Raw genomic sequence first — 19,869 nt, 5'->3', positions numbered from 1 at the left:
GCTATTTATTGGTTTAAGTAGTTGACAATATCTAAATCAGATGGTAAAGCGCCTAGATATTGCAATTTTAGAACGGCTAGTTTTTGTGCAATCAAAAGGGTTTCTTCCCATTTTTTTTGTTGCAATTGAGCATATAAAAACCCAGTCCAAAACGCATCACCAGCTCCAGTAGTGTCTTTTATCTGAGTGACTGGTAATGCTGGCTGGTAAATTGTTCCCTGTATTTTGTCCGACAAAATCACACCTTCCTTTCCTTTAGTCAAACAAATGGTTGTCGCGCCTAACTCATGAAAATAATCCAAAATGAAAGACTCCGATTGCGTTTTACCAAAAAAACGAAAGCAATCATCCTCGCTTAACTTAACGAAAGGATCCGTAGCCAAATAAAGTGCGATTACTTTTTTGGCCTCATTGCGATTCGGCCAAATGCGTTCCGAAAAATTAAGATCTATACTGGTTTTAACACCTAACTGAGTCGCAAGTTGTGCCGTTTCTAGAATTGTTTTTTGCGCTGGGTTTTTGCTCAACGCAAAGCAAGTCGTGTGAAAAATCTTGGCTTTTTGTAAAATCTCATTTGGAATTTGAAAAGATTCTATCAAAAAATCCGAATTACGATAGGGAATAAAATCTGGTGTTCCTGTAGATTTTGAAACCAAGATTATAGAGGTTGCAGCGGTTTCACTTTGGGTTACGCCTTGCGTTCCAACTTTGACTTTTTGCAAACTATCCAAAATAAAATTACCCATTCCATCGGCACCGCAACTAGCGACTAGCTCGACACTCAATCCTAATTTTGCCGCATTCATGGCAACGTTGGTTGGTGAACCTCCTAGAAAACGTTCATAAGAAGTAGTTTCAGCAATTGTAGCATTGGTTTGTTGGCCAATGCAATCAATCAGCACCTCACCGGCACAAATAAGGTCTATCGTTTTTTTCAAAATTAAAGTAAGAGTTTAAAATTTGCGTATAAACTTTGATGCAAAAGAACGGCTCCAGCGGCACTCCAAGCGCAGAATGGCACTCCGTTTGGCACTTTTGTTGCTGTGTTGAAGTTCTCATAAAAGCTAAAATCAGCTAGGGCGTTCGCACTATTGACAGCAGTTAAAAGGTGAGTAGCTTTTGTCTTTTCGTTTTTAGACAATAAGGCTAATCCAAAGAAACCATTGACCATTGGCCAACTACCACCGTTATGAAATTCGTTTGGATAGTTGCGGAATTCGTATTTGCAATTGTTTTTGAGCAAATACCAATCAGGATCGGTTTCGTGAATGGGTGGCCAGAAGGCGGGCAACAATCCCAAAGGACGTTCTTGTTGTAAGGTTGTGGCATAGTCCAAAATTGTTTTTTGAAAATCGGCTGTGCCTATATTTAACAGCAAAACTAATGAATTTGCAAAACCATCAAACTGTGTTTTATAACCAGCTGGGGAGAAGCTACAAGGCATGTAATTTTTTAGGTTACATACCTCATAGGCTCTTTCGTGGTATTTTTCCCCAACGGTCTCAGGACAAAAGTTCTGGATAATGCATTCTTCTATTTGCTTTATTTTTTTTTCTATAGTTTGTTCTTCGGCGAAATGGTTATAGCTTTTGAGTGCCCAAATTCGGAGTAATTGGTCGTACAAGACATACCCATCTGTTATGTATTCGTCGGCCCAATTGCCAGACAAGGGAACATAAACCAATCCACGATTATTGAATTCCCAAGCGTCTAAAAGTTTAAAACATTTCTCTATTTTGGCGGCGTGTTTGGCCAGAAACGAAACATCGTTAGTAACGTAAGCATACTGACAAACGCCAATAACAAACCAAGTCACGGCATCTACTCGACCGGCTAAGCCTCCAAAACTTACTGCTACTTCTTCCTCGTCAAACAACACGTTCGATGGAATAGTGCCCAATTCATGCTGAAAATTGGCTAAAGTCTCTAAGGTTTTTTTGAAAGTAGCAATTAACGTTTCATCGCCTGAGGCCAAAGCGGCCAAACCGCAAATCACTCCATCTCGCGCCCAAACTCTTTTGTAATTAGAAATGTCTTGGGCGCTGGCTAAAAAACCTTGCTTTGAGGAACATCGTTTGAGTAGTTCTATAGCTTTTGAATAAGAAATATTACTTGTCATGGTCAATACATTGCTTTTTTTTGCGTGAGGGATTGAAGCTGGCTACCGAAGTAGCGCGTAAAGCCCGACCGCTTGTAGCAAAGGGGGCAACTAGTACGCTCCGATAAAAGCCCCCTTTGCTAGAAGTGGTCACGCCCTAATTATCTTTTAAAACGGTTGGTTTACTCTTGATTAATAACGTGCAAAGCACACTACACAAGAGCAGTACTCCAGCAAAAGTGATGGCGAGTCGCGCGTCGTTGTGTAAAAAATGTTTGAGGATGTATCCGAAAGTAAGGTTTTGAATAATCATTGGAATCACAATCATCATATTGATAATGCCCATATAAACGCCATAACGCTCTTTGGGGATTTCGTGAACGACCATTAAATACGGAATACCCATCATACTCGCCCACCCGATTCCGAAACCGGTGATGGCAAAAAACAATACATTCTTGTTTTCGATGTGCGGAAAGGCCAAAAATCCTAGAGCTGCCAAGAGCAAACAAAAGGCGTGAACGGCTTTTGGGCTGAATCTTTTGGCAAATCCTACCAATAAAAATGCGGTCAAAAAAGTAACTACATTGTACCAACCGTTGACCAATCCGGTCCAACTAACCGCTTGCTCATAAGCAGCGGGATTGCTTTGTGGCGTGGCTTGCCAAACGGACAAGGCGATGCTTTTGGACGAATTTTGCCAATAACAAAACAGCGCATACCACTGGAACAAATACACCAACGCTAGTTGCCACATTACGCGAGGCATATCGCCAATGGCAGAGAAAATCTCAACTAAGGGTTCAAACAAACCTCCTTTGTGCGATTGCAAAATCTCCAATTCCTCTGGAGTTGGTGGAATTTCGCTGGTTGTTTTTAAACTCCACCAAATGGAACCTATAGAACAAACGGCTCCCAAAAAAAAGGAAGCATAGACCCAAGTGGGCAACGAACCCGTTTTGCCAATAAAAATCATCGGGAAAATGAAGAGCGAAACGTTGGCTAAAGTTTGCCCTAAACCGGTAAAAAAACTTTGCATCTGAAACCCAATCGGCTGTTGTTCTTCGTCTAACTTATCGGCAATAAAAGCGCGGTACGGTTCCATAGCCGTATTGTTTCCAGCGTCCAAAATCCAAAGCAAGCCTGCCGCCATCCACAACGAACTGCTGTAGGGAAACAACAGCAAACAAATACTGCAAAGCAAAGCTCCAACAAAGAAATAAGGTTTTCTTCGACCCCAACGCGGGTGCCAAGTGCGGTCACTCATCGCACCAATCAAGGGCTGAATCAATAGTCCCGTAACGGGTCCCGCTAAATTGAGCAAAGGAATTTCATCTGGACTCGCACCCAAAAAATCATATATTGGATTTACGGCACTTTGTTGCAATCCGAAACTGTATTGAATGCCAAAAAAGCCAACATTCATGTTCCAAATTTGCCAAAAATTGAGTTTTAGCTTTATCGCCATAAGTAATGCATCGGTTAGGTTAGTTATAAACTGTTTAGGTATGATTTAGGAGCAGTGTTCAAAAGGCTTCTTTGCTATCATCGTCCCGCCATCCGCTATATCTTTGCTTTTATAAAGAAAAAAAGCAAAGGATGCCGCTGCTGTCGGGGCTAAAGAGAAAGATGGTTTACCTTCTGGGTAGCACTTCTTGCTCAAATTCAAATATTGAACCCGAAATTTAATCGTAATCTATCAATAGCACATTGATTTACAACAAAAAACGTTTTCAGAAGAACCGAAAACGTTTTCGAACACGTTGATTTTAGGAGGAAATGGGCGTGAAAAGAGAAAAACTACTCTACATTGTAAGGCATGATAATTTGGGTTTCCCAGTCTAGTTCTTCTCCTCCATTGAATGGATTCGCAAGAAAATGTTCCAACACTTTGTTTTGTAGTTTCAAATCGTTCTTTTTGGCATAATCCATCAAAGCAAACCAAGCCCGGTCAGACGTTCTGAAATTACCATAATAACTTGCTTTAAGTCCTTTTAGCGCAGGAATCGTTTTGAATTTTACATTAGCGTCAGCTATCGCTTTTGTTGAAGGGTCAATTGGAAAACAATAATTAAAAACGAGTGTTTCTTTATCTAAATCCCAATCTACAATTTCAACATAAGGTCGGTCAACGATCTTAATTTTATGGGTGTATAAAAATCCTGTAATTATAGCATCGTTACCAATCATAGTTTGTGCTTTTTCTTGCAACACACTTTTGAGTTGTATGTAAGCAACATATACAGGCTTTGAAGTTCCTTCTCCGTCAATTCTGACTTTCAAATTTTTGAGATGTTCATTCAATCCTTCTCTTAAATCTTTGACTTTCCTTATTTGTTCGGTTTTGAATTTTGTGGGCCAAAAAGGAGCGGTGATTTTATTGTACCAACTCTTTCCAATCTCATTGATTCCCACACTTACTTTAGACACTGAGTCGTTCAAAGGAGTAATTTCCCAAACATAAGTATAGGCAGTATCTCCAACAGTCATCTGCTGTTTTAGGTAATCAAAATTATTTTTTTCTACTACAGTAAAATGCTCTTTCCGCTTTTGTTTTTGAATATTTGACCATTCTTGTATGCCTTGAAAAACAGTTCCAGAGGCTGCTTTTGCTGTAAATGTAATCGTATAATCCGATGATTTAATGCCAAAATACCATCCCAAAAAAAGAAACAGCACAACACTACAAAAAATAACAATTTTCTTCTTCATCGCTTTACTTGGTCATTTTTAATTTACTATTGATGTACTTACCAATCATTTTTCCTTGCTCCACTCCGTTCACAATTGCGGCACGATAATGAATTCCGCCATATAACCTACTCAACGAGGCTTCGTCTGCCGCTTGTTTAAAAGAAGTAAACTTTCGTTTGGGCAAACCAAAAGGAATCTCAGAATCGTCTACATACGCAAACTTATCGCCGAAAATTGCGGTCAAAATCTCAGCAGAACAAGCCGATAAAACAGAATGTCCGCTGGTATATTCTGGAAATGGAGGCGTTTGCAATTGCGGCTTCCAGTTTTCGTCTATGTATTGATTGATATAGGTTTCTGGGCGTACTACATTGGTTTTGAACTTTTGGTCCCAACAACTGATGAACGATTCGAAAACCCCAATTGATGTTTTGGTATATACAAAAACCGTTTTATTAAAATCTGTTTTTGCGGTTTTACACGCTATTTTAGCAATATTTATCCAGTGCGCATCGGGAGTATTTTTCTTTTTGGCAAACATCATATGTCCTTGTGTCACGGTAGCATACGGATTGCAATCCCAAAAAGTGGCTATAGCAGACTCTTCTGGAATTGTAGTGCTTTTGCTCTTTTCCATAGCCAATAAATCTTTAGAAATCTTATTACCTACATCATAGGTTTCTTTAGCTTCTCTATAAAAATCAGAATTTTTATTCGTAGAAAAAGGAAAAGGCGCTTTGGGTTTAAACTGAGCGGATGAGTCCATTACTAAGGTTCTAATTTTGCCCCAATGTGGTTCTACAGCATCCATATAAGCAGGTGGTGTGGGTTGCCAACGAGCCGGCTGGTCTGCATGAACCGAATATTTAGGCATGGTTCTCGTTTCTTTATAATTGTCTTTTCCCATCCATTTTGCAATACGTTCAGCTACTTTTAAAGCATATTCTTTCGAAACCTCGAATTCCTTCTCATTTTCATCACTCCATTTTGCGTACAAACTATCGCGGTATTTCTCAATAGCTTCTTCTGAAAAAACCAACTTTTTACTCACTTCCATCTGCGCAATTAAGGCCGCCAATGGCACATTTACGCCGCTTTTTTTATCTAAAACCGGAATAGAATCTAAACCTTTTAATTGCCCTTGCAAACTATGATATTCTTTGCTGTTCTGCACCATAATTTCATAGGCTGCAATATTTGGGTAAACATATATCCTACTCGCAACAGGTGGCGAAAAAATATCATGAACCATAATTCCGGTTACCGTATCAACAGCAGCACAATAATCATTTGAGGTAATTGTTATTGCTTTTTCCTTTTGACAAGAAACAGCAATTAAACAAACACACAACAGGGTTAAAATTGAAGATTTCATTTGAATCAATTTATAAATTTGGTTTATTATTTTTTAGTCTTTATTTGATAGACCTCAGCGGGTTTATTATTAATAGTTACCAATAAATAGTTTTGACTATTAACCGAGAGAATGTCTAGATGACGTACTGCTTTTTGAGCTAAATCAATACCTATTTGATGTCCTAAAAGCACTGTTTTTTGGTCGACAATTAATGCACCAGAGAAACCGTCAAATCGGCTGTGGTATGGAGACACACCAAAGTAATTCCCAGCAGCAAACACTTCGGGTTTGGCATCTCCGACAAAATTACCAGCTACAAAACTGGTTATTGGCGCCACTTGCATTGCGTTAGAAAAAGGAACAAAAACAAATTTTCCTTTATTATTTTTTAAATAGCCCGATTGCAATGTATGTACCTCATATTGTTTTGCAATAGCTAGCATCGCAGGGTCAAAAATCTCTTCGACTGTTTTACCTGCAAATGATTGATAACTATTGAATTTTTTCTTGAGCATACCACTAAATTGCTCTGTCAATTCATCTAATCCCATTGTAGTATAATACTTTCCATTCTTTTCTTTGGCTACAATAGTTTCAAAAGCTCCATTATTATCAAAATCATCGTAATACATTTTCAACGGAAAGGTTGCTGAAGCTTTAAACTTAGAATTCATACCCCAATTGCCAAGTAAATAATCCAAATCCCCATCGTGGTCGATATCAAAAGACTGAATCGCTTGCCAAAGTCCGTTGTTGTTTTCGGCACTAACCTTTGCGGTGACATTAGTGAATTTTCCTTTTTGATTCGCAAAAAAAGTAGGCGCCATCCACTCTCCAATCACGATTATATCGGCTTGTCCATCGGCATTAAAATCGGTAAAAACAGCATCGGTAACCATACCAATTCCTGCAAAAGTTTTATTTTGAACAATGGTAAACGTTCCCTTATTATTGTTCAACAAATAACAATCAGGCGTGCTTCCAAAACGATTGTATTGAGAATTATTACCAACAAACAGATCTAAATCTCCATCATAATCGTAGTCAAAAGCTTTAACAACCGATGCGTTTTGACGAACTAAAGGTAAAACTGCTTTTTGTAACTGATTGCCAAAATACAATCTATCTTCTAAATTTTGAGCATTCTCTCCATTACCTGAGGCAACATACAAATCGTTTTTCTTATCTCCATTAAAATCAGCAATAACTGCCGAAGCATCTTCGTAAATAGAATCCTTTACTACATCAATAAAAGATTTTTTTACAAATCCCTTCTCGCCTTGAATATAAATCTGAGCTGATTTTCCTTTAGCTCCTCCAAAAAAGATATCTTCTCTTCCATCTCCATTCAAATCTCCAATGGCAGTTGCAGGCCCACGATCTGAACGTTGATAAGGAATTAATTTTTGAGCCATAAAATCAATAAAATCATTTTCTTGATGTACAAAATCAATTCCTAAGTTTCCTTTTACCTTTTGCAAAACCGGCCCCACTTTTGGATGAAGCAATTGGTAATCAAATATTTTTCTGTTTTTATTAGCATTTATAGTTAGCGCTTGATTTACTTTTACTTTTTTTAGCGTTTGATAGGTTTTATCAGGCCAAATCACCACTAACGAATCGATAGCATTTATTTTTCCGTAGCCAAAATGAAGCATCGGCTCAGAGGAAGACTGAAACCCTCTAGTGGTTTGCAACTCTTTGAATTGCTTTTGTCCTTTGGCATAAGAGATGACTTTGGCACCAATACCAAAAGTGTTTTTGCCTTCAAAGCGCAATTTTATTTTTAAAAAATTCGCTCTCTTATCTGTTTTGTTTTGATACACCGTGGCTACTGCATTGGTATTATTGGTGATAATGTCTAAATCCCCATCATTATCAATATCGGCATAACCACTTCCATTAGAAATGATAGTGTCATTCTCTATCCAATCTTTCGAACGGTCTTTAAATGTCAAATCTTTACTTCCTTGAAACACATAATTAGTTACGTTTCCGGCAGGCATTCTCTTCAAGGCTTCTCTATCTAAAAGCTTGGTCGTATTGAGTTTATTCTTAATTTGGTCATTCGAATAATATTTGACATAATCCAAATCGTTAGGTCGCTTTGGAATTCCATTGGCCACAAAAATATCTTGTTCACCATCTTGATCATAATCGGCAAAAAGCGTGCTCCAACTCCAATCCGTTGCTGCAATCCCACTCAAAAGAGCGGTTTCTGTAAAGTGTTTTCCCGCTTGATTTAGTTGCAGCATGTTGCGGGTGTATTGATAATGGTAGCCTAATTTTTCGGTACGCACTTTCAGCATTTGCACATTATCATCTCCCAAAGAAGCTTTTAGAACTTTCTCGTCTTCAGGCAACATGTCTAAACTTAAAATATCAGGAAAGCCATCATGATTGACATCGGCAACATCTACGCCCATTGAGAATCGGCTGGTATGTCCGAAAAACTGTTTCAAACTTTCCGTAAAAGTTCCGTCTCCATTATTCAAATAATAATAATCGTCTTCGTGAAAATCGTTTCCAATATAAATATCAGGATAACCATCCAAATTAAAATCTGAAACGGCAATTCCTAAACCATACCCATTGGCTCCGCCAAAAATGCCCGCCTTTTCACTTACGTCAACAAATTTGCCGTTATCATTTCGGAACAATTTATCACCACATTCATAACTTCTTTTGTTCCTGATATTGGCATTGCCAAAGGAAGCCTCGGAGTGCACCGCATGATTCAACAAATACATATCTAAATCTCCATCTAAATCATAATCAAAAAATGCGGCAGAGGTACTGTAATTATCAAGATCTAAGCCGTACTCAGCAGCGCTTTCGGTAAAAGTATTGTCTTTGTTGTTGATAAAAAGTTCGTTTTGTCCTTCAAATCCGTTGATACCGACAACGGCACAAACATAGATATCCAAATATCCATCACCATTCACATCGGCCATCACGGTACCTGCTTTCCAATCGCTTTGCCCTTCTACTCCCGCTTTGGTTGAGATATCTTCAAATTTGTTGTTCCCTTTGTTGAGATACAATTTATTTTTCCCTTGATTGGAAGTAAAATACACATCTACTAGTCCGTCATTGTTGATATCTCCTAAGGCTACTCCGCCACCATTGTAATAATAGAGATAATCTAAAATGGAAATGTTTTTGGACTCAATTAACTCATTTTTGAAAGTGATATTGCTTTCCTTAGGGTCGAGTTTATCAAAAAGTGGTGCCTCTTTTTGGGAACATGCCGTCAATAGTAATGAGGCTAGACCTATCTTAAAAAAATTATTCATTGCCTATAAAAAGTTTAGGTGCATTGTTATTGAGTACAGCCAAAACCGCCGTTCTATTATTTTTATGCTTGATGACTTTCAAATGCTTGACTTCACCCCTCATAAAAAATCCTGATTTTGGATAAGGAACCCAAGTAAATTTCCCTTGTTTATCTCCTAGAAGTACACTACCAAAATTGGCATCTAATCTAGAAAATTGAGGTTTAAATCCATATTGATTTCCTCCGAGTACTAAATCTAGTATTCCGTCTTTATTAACATCCATAGTCGCTATAGCATTGACACTTGAAAACTGCACTTCTTTTGGCAAAACTTGAATTTCGAACTTACCATTTCCTTTGTTGATAGCAATACAACTTTCTTGCATTTTGGCTGTTTTTTGAACTGAATTATTGATCACTTCAGTATCAAAAAGTTCTTGAAACGTCTTCTTAGAATAATCGGTATAGCTCAAATTCTTCTTTTTAATCATCGGAATTTGTTTGGCCAATTCTTGTTTCAAATGCAAAGGCACATCTTTACCATCAATAGTTTGAGTGGTAATTTGCTCTATTGTGCCGTTGTTATCATAATCATTGATAAACAGTTTCATTGGTTTTTCCTTGGTCGCTTTATAAGAAGTATTCGTTCCTTTGTTGCCTAGAATCAAATCTTTTTTTCCGTCATTATTCAAATCTACACACTCTACTGTATTCCAAAATCCACTCCATTCGGTCAAGTTAGATGAAAAAGTAGTCAATCTTCGACCTGTATTTTTGAAAATCACGGGTGCATTCCATTCCCCAACCAAGATCAAATCTTTTTTGGAGTCGTTATCAATATCTTCCCAAACCGCATCGGTAATCATTCCGTAGGTGTTTATTTTAAAGGCTTTTTTATCAATTACATTGTTAAAATTCCCTTTGCCATCATTCTCTAACAATAAATGTTTTGGATCGATACCATACACTCCGGGCACACTTCGGCTTCCGATGAAAACGTCGTTATCGCCATCGTTATCAAAATCATAAGGAGCAATCACGGCCACATTATTATTTGTTGTTGGAAGAGCTATTGTACTTTTTGTAAAAATGCCTTTTCCGTTATTCAAGTACAATCTGTTTTTATAATTGGCTTGATCGGCTTTTTCATTTCCTCCAGAACCTACCAATACATCCATATCGCCATCTTTGTCGGCATCAAAAAAAGTAGCTGCGGTGTCCTCAAAACTGGCATCTTTCTGGAAGTCCTTTTGACTAGTTACGGCAAAAGTCCCATTCCCTTTATTGATATAAACTTGAGCTGCTTGCCCTTTGGCTCCGCCAATAAAAACATCTTCATTTCCATCCCCATTAATATCCGCTACCGCATAAGCTGGTCCTTCTTGAGAAATCATTTTAGAAATCAATCCTTCATAGTCAAAGTCGATATAATCATTTTCTTTATGTGCTAAGAATGTAGTTTTGGACTCAGAAAACAAGGGTTTTGAAGCGTTATTTTTAACTACAAAATCAGACTTCGCGTCCAAAATATTCAATTGAATCGTACTATTGTTTACTACTTTTTTAATGGTTTGCGTTTTCCCGTTAGGCCAAATAACTTGTAAGGAATCAATTTTTTTGGTTCCAATGCCAAAAGTCATCGTATAATCTATTGAAGATTGAAAACCACGGGATGGAATGAGTTCTTGTCTTAAAATTTCGGAACCAGAGAACAATTCTACGGTGCTTCCAACTGCAAATTTATTTTGTTGGTTACCTTTTAATTTTACTTTAATAAAATGATTTTGTTTATTCTTTTCAGCATTGTTTTTATAAACAAAGGCTTCCATATTGACATTATTTACGACCAAATCTAAATCGCCATCGTTGTCTAAATCACCGTAGGCAGCACCATTAGAAAAACTTGGTGTATCCAATCCCCAATTTTGTGCTTGGTTCGAAAAAGTAAGATTTGCGCTATTTTTGTATGCGTAATTAGGGATTGGTGTACTAGGCATTTTATTGATTATAGTTTCAATTTCTGCTTTTTTACCAGTAATGACCATTTTTTGCATCAATTCGTTAGCAAAAAAGTCCATAAAATCTTGGTTGGTCAAGTCATGATAAATACCGTTGCATACGTAAATATCTTTTAGACCATCATTGTCCATATCGAACAACAAAGCGCCCCAACTCCAATCTGTTTTAGCCACACCAGCGTAATTCGCAATTTCATCAAACTGCTGATTTCCATTATTTACTTGCAGTGTATTCTGCATGTATTGATTGTAGAAATCTAAACTTAATTTTCGGGTAAATAAATCATAATTTTCAAAATTGGTGGTCGTTTTTAATCGATCATCTGGTTCTGGCAACATGTCTGTCACGAAAATATCAGCTTTCCCATCGTTGTTAATATCGGCCATATCAGCCCCCATCGAGGATTGACTAATATGTGACGTCCAATCTTGAATTTTCTCAGAAAAAGTTCCGTTTTTATTGTTGATGTACAAATAATCTCTTTCATAAAAATCATTCGAAATATAAATATCAGGGAACAAATCTCCATTTACATCACCCACTGTTACTCCCAAACCAAAGCCTATCAAACTTCCGTAAATACCAGCCGCTTCACTCACGTCGACAAACTTTCCGCTGTCGTTACGTAATAATTTATCGCCTCCACCTTTAAGAATATCGGCTACATCCCAATCTTTGTCTCGCAGTTCTCTTTTATTAGAATAATTCAAGCTACTAACTGGAATAAAGCTATTGTTTAGAATATAAACATCTAAATCACCATCTTTATCATAATCAAAAAATGCAGCATGTGTTGTAATTCCGGTATCCGCAAGATTATATTGTTCAGCTTTTTCGGTAAACGTTAGGTTGCCATTGTTAATAAAAAGCTCATTGTTTTGTTGACTACCTTTACTATTTCCAGCATTACAAACATAAATATCTAGCAATCCGTCGGCATTAACATCGACCATTACGACACCTGTTGACCAAACTTTTTTTCCTTCGACACCTGCTTTTAAAGAAATATCTTCGAACTTAAAATTGCCCTTGTTGAGATAGAGTTTGTTTTTGCCTAAATTAGAAGTAAAATAAACATCTGAAAGCCCGTCGTTATTGATGTCACCAATTGCTACTCCTCCTCCATTATAAAAATTTCGGTATTTAAAAATGTTCATCTCTTCACCATTTTTGACTTCATTAATGAAATCAATACCTGTGTCTGAAGAAGGTAATTGAGTAAACAAAGTATCGGTTTTAACCTTGGAACAATTCGAGAAAAAAAGTGTTACAATAGCCAATAGAAATATTCGTTGCAACATAATAGTGAGTAGGTTTTAATTATTTTGTAAGTTCCTTATAGACACGTAATTTATAGAATAAATATGTAAAAAAAAACAACTTACAGAAATACTTTTAAAGAAAAAGAGGGTATCGCTACCCTCTTTTTAAACTAACACAAAACAAAATTCAATCTAAATCAAAATATATTAATAACCAGGGTTTTGTTTAACATTTGGATTAAACAAAGCATCTGCTGGAATTGGATACAATGCATATTTAGGATCTGAAGTCGTTGGTTTTAATTCTCTTGGTCCTAAGAATTTACCAAAACGAATCATGTCGTTTCTTCTCCAGCCTTCATACCACAACTCTCTACCTCTTTCAACATATACACCATCCAACGTAGCTGGAGTACTTCCGGCAGCTAAACCTGCTCTTACTGAAATTTGATCTAATATTGTTTTTGCTACTGCAGCTCCACCAGTACCACCACGTAAAGCAGCTTCAGCCTTCATTAACAACGCATCAGAATAACGCATCAATACATAATCATTTTCAGGGGCTCCTAAATTAGCATTATCTGGTTCGTATTTTTGCGTACGAATACCTGCAGTTTCAATAGCATTTCCAGTTACAATCATAGTAACACTTGGGGTAAAGATAAGTGGATTATCTTTTCTGTCTTTTAACGCTACAACTCCTCCTGGTTTGTACATTTGCCCTACTTGAAACCCAATTGGGTTACCAAAATTAGCAATGATTGATGGAGTTGAATATTGTCTACGAGCATCCGAAGCTGAAAATTTATTATAATATTCTGCTACTGTTGCAAATCCATTCCAACCATCTGGAGTTTGATTATAGTGCATACCCATTCTCCAACGAGATTGAATACCTCCACCGTTACCTAATACATTTTTAGAAGAAAATAAAATTTCATTTGATGTATTGTTTGTTGGAGCAAAATTACTCCAATAATTCGGTGCCAAAGAACTTGAAGTAATCGCATCTACATAAGCAATTACTTTATTCATGTCAGCAGCATCAAAAGTATAGGGTCCTGCTGCATTATCAGCGTTGAATACAGCCTTGTTTAAGTATAACTTTGCTAGCAAGAAATTTGCTGCATCTTTACTAGCAAAACTTGCATCATTTGCAACTCTTGCAGGCAGTTTACTTACAATTGCCTCTAATTCAGCTATAACAAATGCAGTTGCCTCTTTTCTAGACCAAAATTTTGGATTATCAGTAATAAGTGAACCTGCATCTCTATAGGGAGCTTGTCCAAATAAATCAATAACATGATAATAGTAAAAAGCTCTTAAAAAACGAGCCTGCGTTTTTTGATCATCTGTTGCCGTGTTATTGATAACCAGATTACAATTGTAAACATTGGTCAATAAGTCATTGTAAGCATTACGAATTTCTTCATTATCTGCTGCCCAAGTATGAACGTGAAATTGTCTCCATTTGGCATTATCATCCCAGTCTCCACCTCGTGTTGGTCCAACCAAACCATCACCAGACATTTCGTCCATGGTGAATATTCCACCTTGACCTTGAAAACTTCTAAGTCCCTCATAGGCTGATTGTAAGAAAGCACCAGTATTCACATTACCACTACTGTTACTAGGAGTTTCAAAACCATCCAAAACTTGTTCATCCAAATTAGTACAACTAACTCCAAAAGCTACAGTACCTACAAAAAAGATGCTTTTTATTATATTTATTCTTTTCATTTCGCTTAAAATTAAAATGTTACATTAAGTCCTACGGCAAAGCTTTTATCTCTTGGATAGGATAAGTAGTCCATACCTGCGGAAGGAACACCATTAAGTGCTTTATTTGTATCAACCTCTGGGTCAAATCCTGAATAACTTGTAATTACAAACAGATTGTTTGCACTAACAAAAAATCTTGCAGAATTTATTTTGAATCTTTCCATACCTGCACCTTTAAAAGTGTACCCAAGAGTAATATTACCCATTCTCAAGAAATCACCTTTTTCAAGATACTTCGTAGAAGGTGAATTTGGATCAGATCCATTTTGTGGAGAAGAAGCCACTTGTGGTGTTACATTTCTACCACCTAACAAAGCACTTTTAAAGAAGTATGCATTAGCTGTATTGTTATACAAATAATGACCAAATGCTCCATAGAAAGAAGTGCTAGCATCAAATGATTTGTATGTAAAATTAGTTGAAAACCCTAAATTTATCTTAGGTAATGGTTGCTTATCTAAGTATCTTTTATCGGCATTACCAAGACCAGTTTCTGAACCATCTGCAGCTGTATAAATTGAATTACCCGCTGCGTCATAGCCTTTAAAGTCATATAAATAATAAGTATACAAAGGATATCCATCTTTAATTACCTCAGCATAGGCACCTGATAATCCTTGTCCATTAATTCCTCCTGCCAACAATTGAACAGAACCAAAATTCTCGATAGAGTTTTTCAAGAAAGCTGCATTCGCAGAAAAATTCCAACTCATATCTTCGGTATCAATAATTTTGTAATTTAACGCAACCTCAAAACCACTATTGATTAAGTTCCCTGGCAAGTTAACACTTCTGTTAGATCCTGGACCTGGTTGAGCAGTAGCTTGTGGAACTGGAGCAATTAAGTCTTTTGTATCTCTATGAAAATAATCAAATGAACCTGTTAAGCGATTATTTAGCAATGAGAAGTCGGTACCAATTCCGTAAGAAGTTGTTGTCTCCCAACGCAATAAACTATTAGCTCCAGAAACTGTTTGAGGTGTACCTCCATTTCCATAAATAGCTTTAGATAGAGCAGAATTTACCGGAAATTCTTGGTTACCAGTAATACCATAGTTACCTCTAAGTTTAAAGTCATTAAACATTCCCGCTTTAGAATTGACTACTTTGTATGCGGCTCCAACAGCAGGGAAATAACCCCATTTATTATCAGCTCCTAACTTGGTTGATCCATCTGCACGAATAGAACCTGTAACCACTAAATCTTTATATAAAACAACTTCTGCTTTAGCAAAATAAGATTGTAATTCAATTTGATTTTTAAAGGAACTTGCTCTAAATTCCTGAGCAATACCTCCTTGAATATTATCAATTAAATTTGTTTGTTCTACAACATATCCTTGACCTCTAGCATTATTACCATTGGTGTCATATGAATAGTATGAAAAACCTAATAATCCATTCAACTGAAAATTATCGCTAAAACTATTATCGTAAGATAAAGTATGCTCAAAAGTTTTATTAAACTTATTGATGCCTGAAATTTCAGCTAAACCTCTTTTTAATACACCACCATTTGCAGCATCATTACCCGTTAAATCATCACTCGCAATTCTCATCGTTGGCAATAATTGACGTTTTCTAACGGAATTAGATGTTTCTACACCAAATAAAAACTTATATTTTAAATGATCCGTAATTTTAAGTGTAGCATTAATATTAGCTAACAATTTGTTGGTGTTTGTAAAATCTTTGTACGAATCCAATAATTGTACAGGATTTAAGTAATCATCTCCCACATAAGTATAAGAACCATCTGGTTGATAAGTAGGCAAAGTTGGATTCCAATACAAAGCTGTACCGATTAAATTTCCAATATAACCTGCATTATTACTAATTAATGTAGTTTGGTCATTCAATGACGCATAAATCACATTCGTATCAACTTTTAAATGACCATTAAAAAAGTTATTGTTATTACTAAAAGCTATTGTATATTTATCAATACCTGTATTTTTAACAATACCATCAGTACTTGTTGCACCAATTGAAACTCTAGTATTTGAATTTTCAGTACCACTACTAAATGTTAAATCATGATTTTGAGAAAATCCATTTCTTAAAATTGCATCTTCCCAATTATACGATCTTGAGCCTTTATCTGGACCTCCAGCAGCAACAAATTCATCCCCATTTAACAATTTGAAATTTCCCGAAATTTTACTGAAATTCATAGAAGTTCCATAAGTTAATGTCGGTGCCTTAGATTTTCCTTTTTTAGTAGTAATCACAATAACACCATTGGCTCCTCTAGATCCATAAACTGCTGTTGATGAGGCGTCCTTTAAGATAGAAATACTCTCAATATCATTTTGATTTAAGAAATTCAATGGATTTCTTGCAGAAGAAGATCCTAAACCAGCGATATCATTACCTCCTGAAGAAACTTCACCACCATCTAATGGAACTCCATCTACTACATATAATGGATTATTACCAGAACGAATTGATGAGTTTCCTCTAATTCTTACCGAAATAGCTGCTCCAGGCTCTCCACTTGATTGAGTCACCTGAACCCCTGATACTTTACCTCTCAGTAATTCTGCCGGAGAAACTGCAGAAACATTGTCAAAATCTTTTGCTGTAACAATGTCAACTGCACCAGTTGCGTCTTTCTTCTTTACAGTTCCATACCCAACCACAATTACTTCTTTCAATTGTGCTGAATCGTCTTTTAAGACAACATTGATAACACTCTTACCAGCTGCACTAACTTCTTGTGACTTTAAACCAATGTAACTAAATACCAAAACCGCGTCTGAACTAACGTTTCTTAAGATAAAAGTTCCGTCAAAATCGGTTTGAGCTGAAATATTGGTTCCTTTTACCAATACATTGGCCCCAGGAAGTGGGCCACTGGCATCTGATACTTTCCCTTTGATTTCTTGCGAATAGGCCATACCTGTGCAAAGAACCGTTAGAAACATCAGCAAGCCTTTTAGTAGACTATTTTTCATACGTAATAAATAAGTTGGTTAATAATTTTTTTAAAAATTGGTTATTGCTTTTATTATATAAATCAAACTTACACAATGTTTTATGATAAATTTAAGAAAAAACATAACTACAACGTTTTCGTAAAGCCGAAAACGTTTTCGATTTTAAAATAGATACTTCACTATTTTAATATTTATTTTATATAAAGCATAAAAAAAACCGCTAAAAAAAACATATAATTCTTTTTTTACGGTTTTAAACACTAAAACAATCTGTTGAATACACAACCAAATAACCAAAATCAATACAAACCATGCGAATAATTCAATAAAAAACATTATTTTATACAAATCACACATCGCCTACTTGTTACCGTCATAAAATCAACAGATTACAAACTAAAAATTAAGCAATCAACTCTTACTAATTTAATTAATGATAATTGTTTTTTCATCGGTTCCAATACCAATAATTTTCAAAGATTTCCACTTTTTGGGTAAAATTCCTTTAGTAAATTGCAATCCCTTATCAGTTTGCTCAACCCCACCGAAACCATAAATTACCGCTTGAAGCATTGCCCCAGCTCCTGTAGCGAAATAAGGATTATTGCTATTGGCGGATTCTGAAAACACTCCAAAAGGTGGGCGACTATTGGGTAAATATGATTTTACAAAATAGTCATACGCCTTATCACGATCTCCCAATCGGGCATACAAAACAGATAAAACTCCAGAAGCCATTGCAGGGCCATCTTTCTTGTCAATTTTATCAGCATAATATTCTAAATCTTTTTTGATTTGCTCTTTTTCCGTTATGATATGCAATGGATAGGCCAACAAGTTTACATCTGCTTGTTTTATCATTTGCCCTTTGTATCCTTTATAATTTTGTGTGATTCCATTTTCTTTATGAATCACTAATTTCTCCGAAACCTTAATCCATTCTTCATTTACTTTTTCATTTAAAATCTTTGCCGCTTTAATCGTATTTTTCAAACTTTCTATCGCCGAAGCATTCGTAAAAGCATTATCATCCACGTGCTGCGCATATTCGTCTGCACCGACCACATTATTAATGGAATAGCTTCCATCCGCATTTTCTACTGCTCTACTGACCCAAAAATTGGCCGTTTGTTTCAAAACCTCCCATTCATTTCGTAACCAAGATTGGTTTTGCGTCATTGTAAAATAATTCCAAAAAGCAATAGAAACATCTGCCGTAATGTGTTGCTCGAAAATTCCAGTTAATGCCCAAGTCGGGGTAGCTTCTTCTCCTGTATCATCAGATTCCCAAGGAAACATCGCTCCTTGATAACCATAAATACTTGCTTTTTGCTTGGCTTTTGCCAAACGATCAGAACGATAATCCAAACAAGATTTCGCCATCTCTGGTTGTAAGACTAACAAAGTAGGAAACATCCAAAGTTCTGTATCCCAAAATATATGACCATTGTACCCCTGAGAAGACAAGCCCATTGGCGCTATGCTTTGTCTTGAATCTGGACGAATAAAAGAATACAAATTATACAATGCAAAACGTACTCGTTGTTGCGCATCTAAATCGCCTTCAATTTGAATATCCCCAGATTTCCACAAATCGGCCCAAGCTTTTTTGTGTTTGAACAACAATTTATCAATCCCTTCTTGCAAAGCATAAATAGGTTGTCTTTCGGATTCATTCAAAGGGTCCGTAACATCTTTAGAAGTACAAATCCCTCCAGCTATTGCAAAACGAAAGCCTTTTCCTTTGCTCAGTTTTTTTGTAAAACCTACTTCATCGCCTTTTGGCTCCAAAGTTTCGCTAGTACCATCAAACAGAAAAGTGGTTGATGCCGCCACTTTATATTTACCCGTCAAAGTTTGTGCAATAGTTCCAAAAACAGGCATTAGATATTGATTGTCTTTCAATACTCTAAATTGTCTTTTGGCTTGTTTTAATTCTTCGGGAACTGTCATATAATTGGCCGCAGTCATTTCGATATCTTTCAAAGGTGTGATTTTCACAATAGCCATCGCAGAAAAAGGCAAGGCTCGATTCGCCAAAATAGTATACTCAATAGTAGCTATATCTTTAAATCGGAACGAAGTTGTGCTTGTTCCTTCTTTCATAGCAACTACTTGTTCCCATTTATCTATATTCGAAGCCGTCACTTCTTCCCCATTGATTACTAATCTAAGGTTCAAAAACTCTATCCCACGAACAATTCTACTGATGCCGTTCTCAGGGCTACCGTCATAAACCCCATTAAGAATAATTTCTTTGGTTTTGAGCGGAGTCGCATCGGTAACAATCCCAATTTGACCATTGGCCATAGCCACACCATAATAATTGTCACGAGAATTCGCTACCAAATTCCATTCGTCGGATTGGGTCTGAGCCTGAGAAAATGGACTAAAAAGAAAAAAAGCGGCAATCTTAATGATTGTTGATTTCATATTTTTAA

At 36.4% G+C, this 19,869-nt stretch carries 10 protein-coding genes; all 10 read right to left on the bottom strand.

The genetic code is table 11. From position 1 onward, the window contains the following. Nucleotides 1-5: 5 nt before the first annotated feature. The 10 genes from FLB_RS12685 to FLB_RS12640 all read right to left on the bottom strand — a co-directional run bounded on the left by FLB_RS12685 (nucleotide 6) and on the right by FLB_RS12640 (nucleotide 19,861). Entirely contained in the window at nucleotides 6-938 is a 933-nt protein-coding gene (locus FLB_RS12685) for a carbohydrate kinase family protein (protein WP_082923292.1), read from the bottom strand. A gap of 2 nt (nucleotides 939-940) precedes the next feature. Beyond that, nucleotides 941-2,119, bottom strand: coding sequence for a hypothetical protein (locus FLB_RS12680; protein ID WP_064716327.1), 1,179 nt, complete (start codon nucleotides 2,117-2,119; stop codon nucleotides 941-943). A 136-nt stretch (nucleotides 2,120-2,255) separates the two neighbouring features. Continuing rightward, on the bottom strand, nucleotides 2,256-3,566 hold the full coding sequence (locus tag FLB_RS12675) for an MFS transporter (RefSeq protein ID WP_064716326.1): 1,311 nt from the start codon (nucleotides 3,564-3,566) through the stop codon (nucleotides 2,256-2,258). A 332-nt stretch (nucleotides 3,567-3,898) separates the two neighbouring features. Then, the gene (locus tag FLB_RS12670; RefSeq protein WP_064716325.1) at nucleotides 3,899-4,810 is read right to left on the bottom strand and encodes a hypothetical protein; all 912 of its coding nucleotides are present in this window, start codon (nucleotides 4,808-4,810) and stop codon (nucleotides 3,899-3,901) included. Nucleotides 4,811-4,814: 4 nt separating this feature from the next. Further along, nucleotides 4,815-6,167: a vanadium-dependent haloperoxidase gene (locus tag FLB_RS12665; RefSeq protein ID WP_064716324.1), complete on the bottom strand. Its 1,353-nt coding sequence runs from the start codon at nucleotides 6,165-6,167 to the stop codon at nucleotides 4,815-4,817. A gap of 26 nt (nucleotides 6,168-6,193) precedes the next feature. Continuing rightward, nucleotides 6,194-9,445 carry a VCBS repeat-containing protein gene (locus tag FLB_RS12660; RefSeq protein WP_064716323.1) on the bottom strand — a complete coding sequence of 1,084 codons (3,252 nt, stop codon included), beginning with the start codon at nucleotides 9,443-9,445 and terminating at the stop codon, nucleotides 6,194-6,196. Then, nucleotides 9,438-12,746, bottom strand: coding sequence for a VCBS repeat-containing protein (locus FLB_RS12655; protein ID WP_064716322.1), 3,309 nt, complete (start codon nucleotides 12,744-12,746; stop codon nucleotides 9,438-9,440). Before FLB_RS12655 ends, FLB_RS12660 begins: the two co-directional genes overlap by 8 nt. A gap of 168 nt (nucleotides 12,747-12,914) precedes the next feature. Further along, complete coding sequence (locus FLB_RS12650; protein ID WP_064716321.1) at nucleotides 12,915-14,447, bottom strand: RagB/SusD family nutrient uptake outer membrane protein; 1,533 nt, start codon at nucleotides 14,445-14,447, stop codon at nucleotides 12,915-12,917. Between the two features lie 11 nt (nucleotides 14,448-14,458). Beyond that, the gene (locus tag FLB_RS12645) at nucleotides 14,459-17,446 is read right to left on the bottom strand and encodes a SusC/RagA family TonB-linked outer membrane protein (RefSeq protein ID WP_064716320.1); all 2,988 of its coding nucleotides are present in this window, start codon (nucleotides 17,444-17,446) and stop codon (nucleotides 14,459-14,461) included. A gap of 408 nt (nucleotides 17,447-17,854) precedes the next feature. Further along, the gene (locus FLB_RS12640; RefSeq protein ID WP_064716319.1) at nucleotides 17,855-19,861 is read right to left on the bottom strand and encodes a glycoside hydrolase family 65 protein; all 2,007 of its coding nucleotides are present in this window, start codon (nucleotides 19,859-19,861) and stop codon (nucleotides 17,855-17,857) included. Between the last annotated feature and the right edge of the window lie 8 nt (nucleotides 19,862-19,869).

The sequence above is a fragment of the Flavobacterium succinicans genome, from assembly GCF_001662485.1.
In the GTDB taxonomy this organism is placed as follows: Bacteria; Bacteroidota; Bacteroidia; order Flavobacteriales; family Flavobacteriaceae; genus Flavobacterium; species Flavobacterium succinicans_A.
This window is presented reverse-complemented; position numbering and strand designations above follow the sequence as displayed.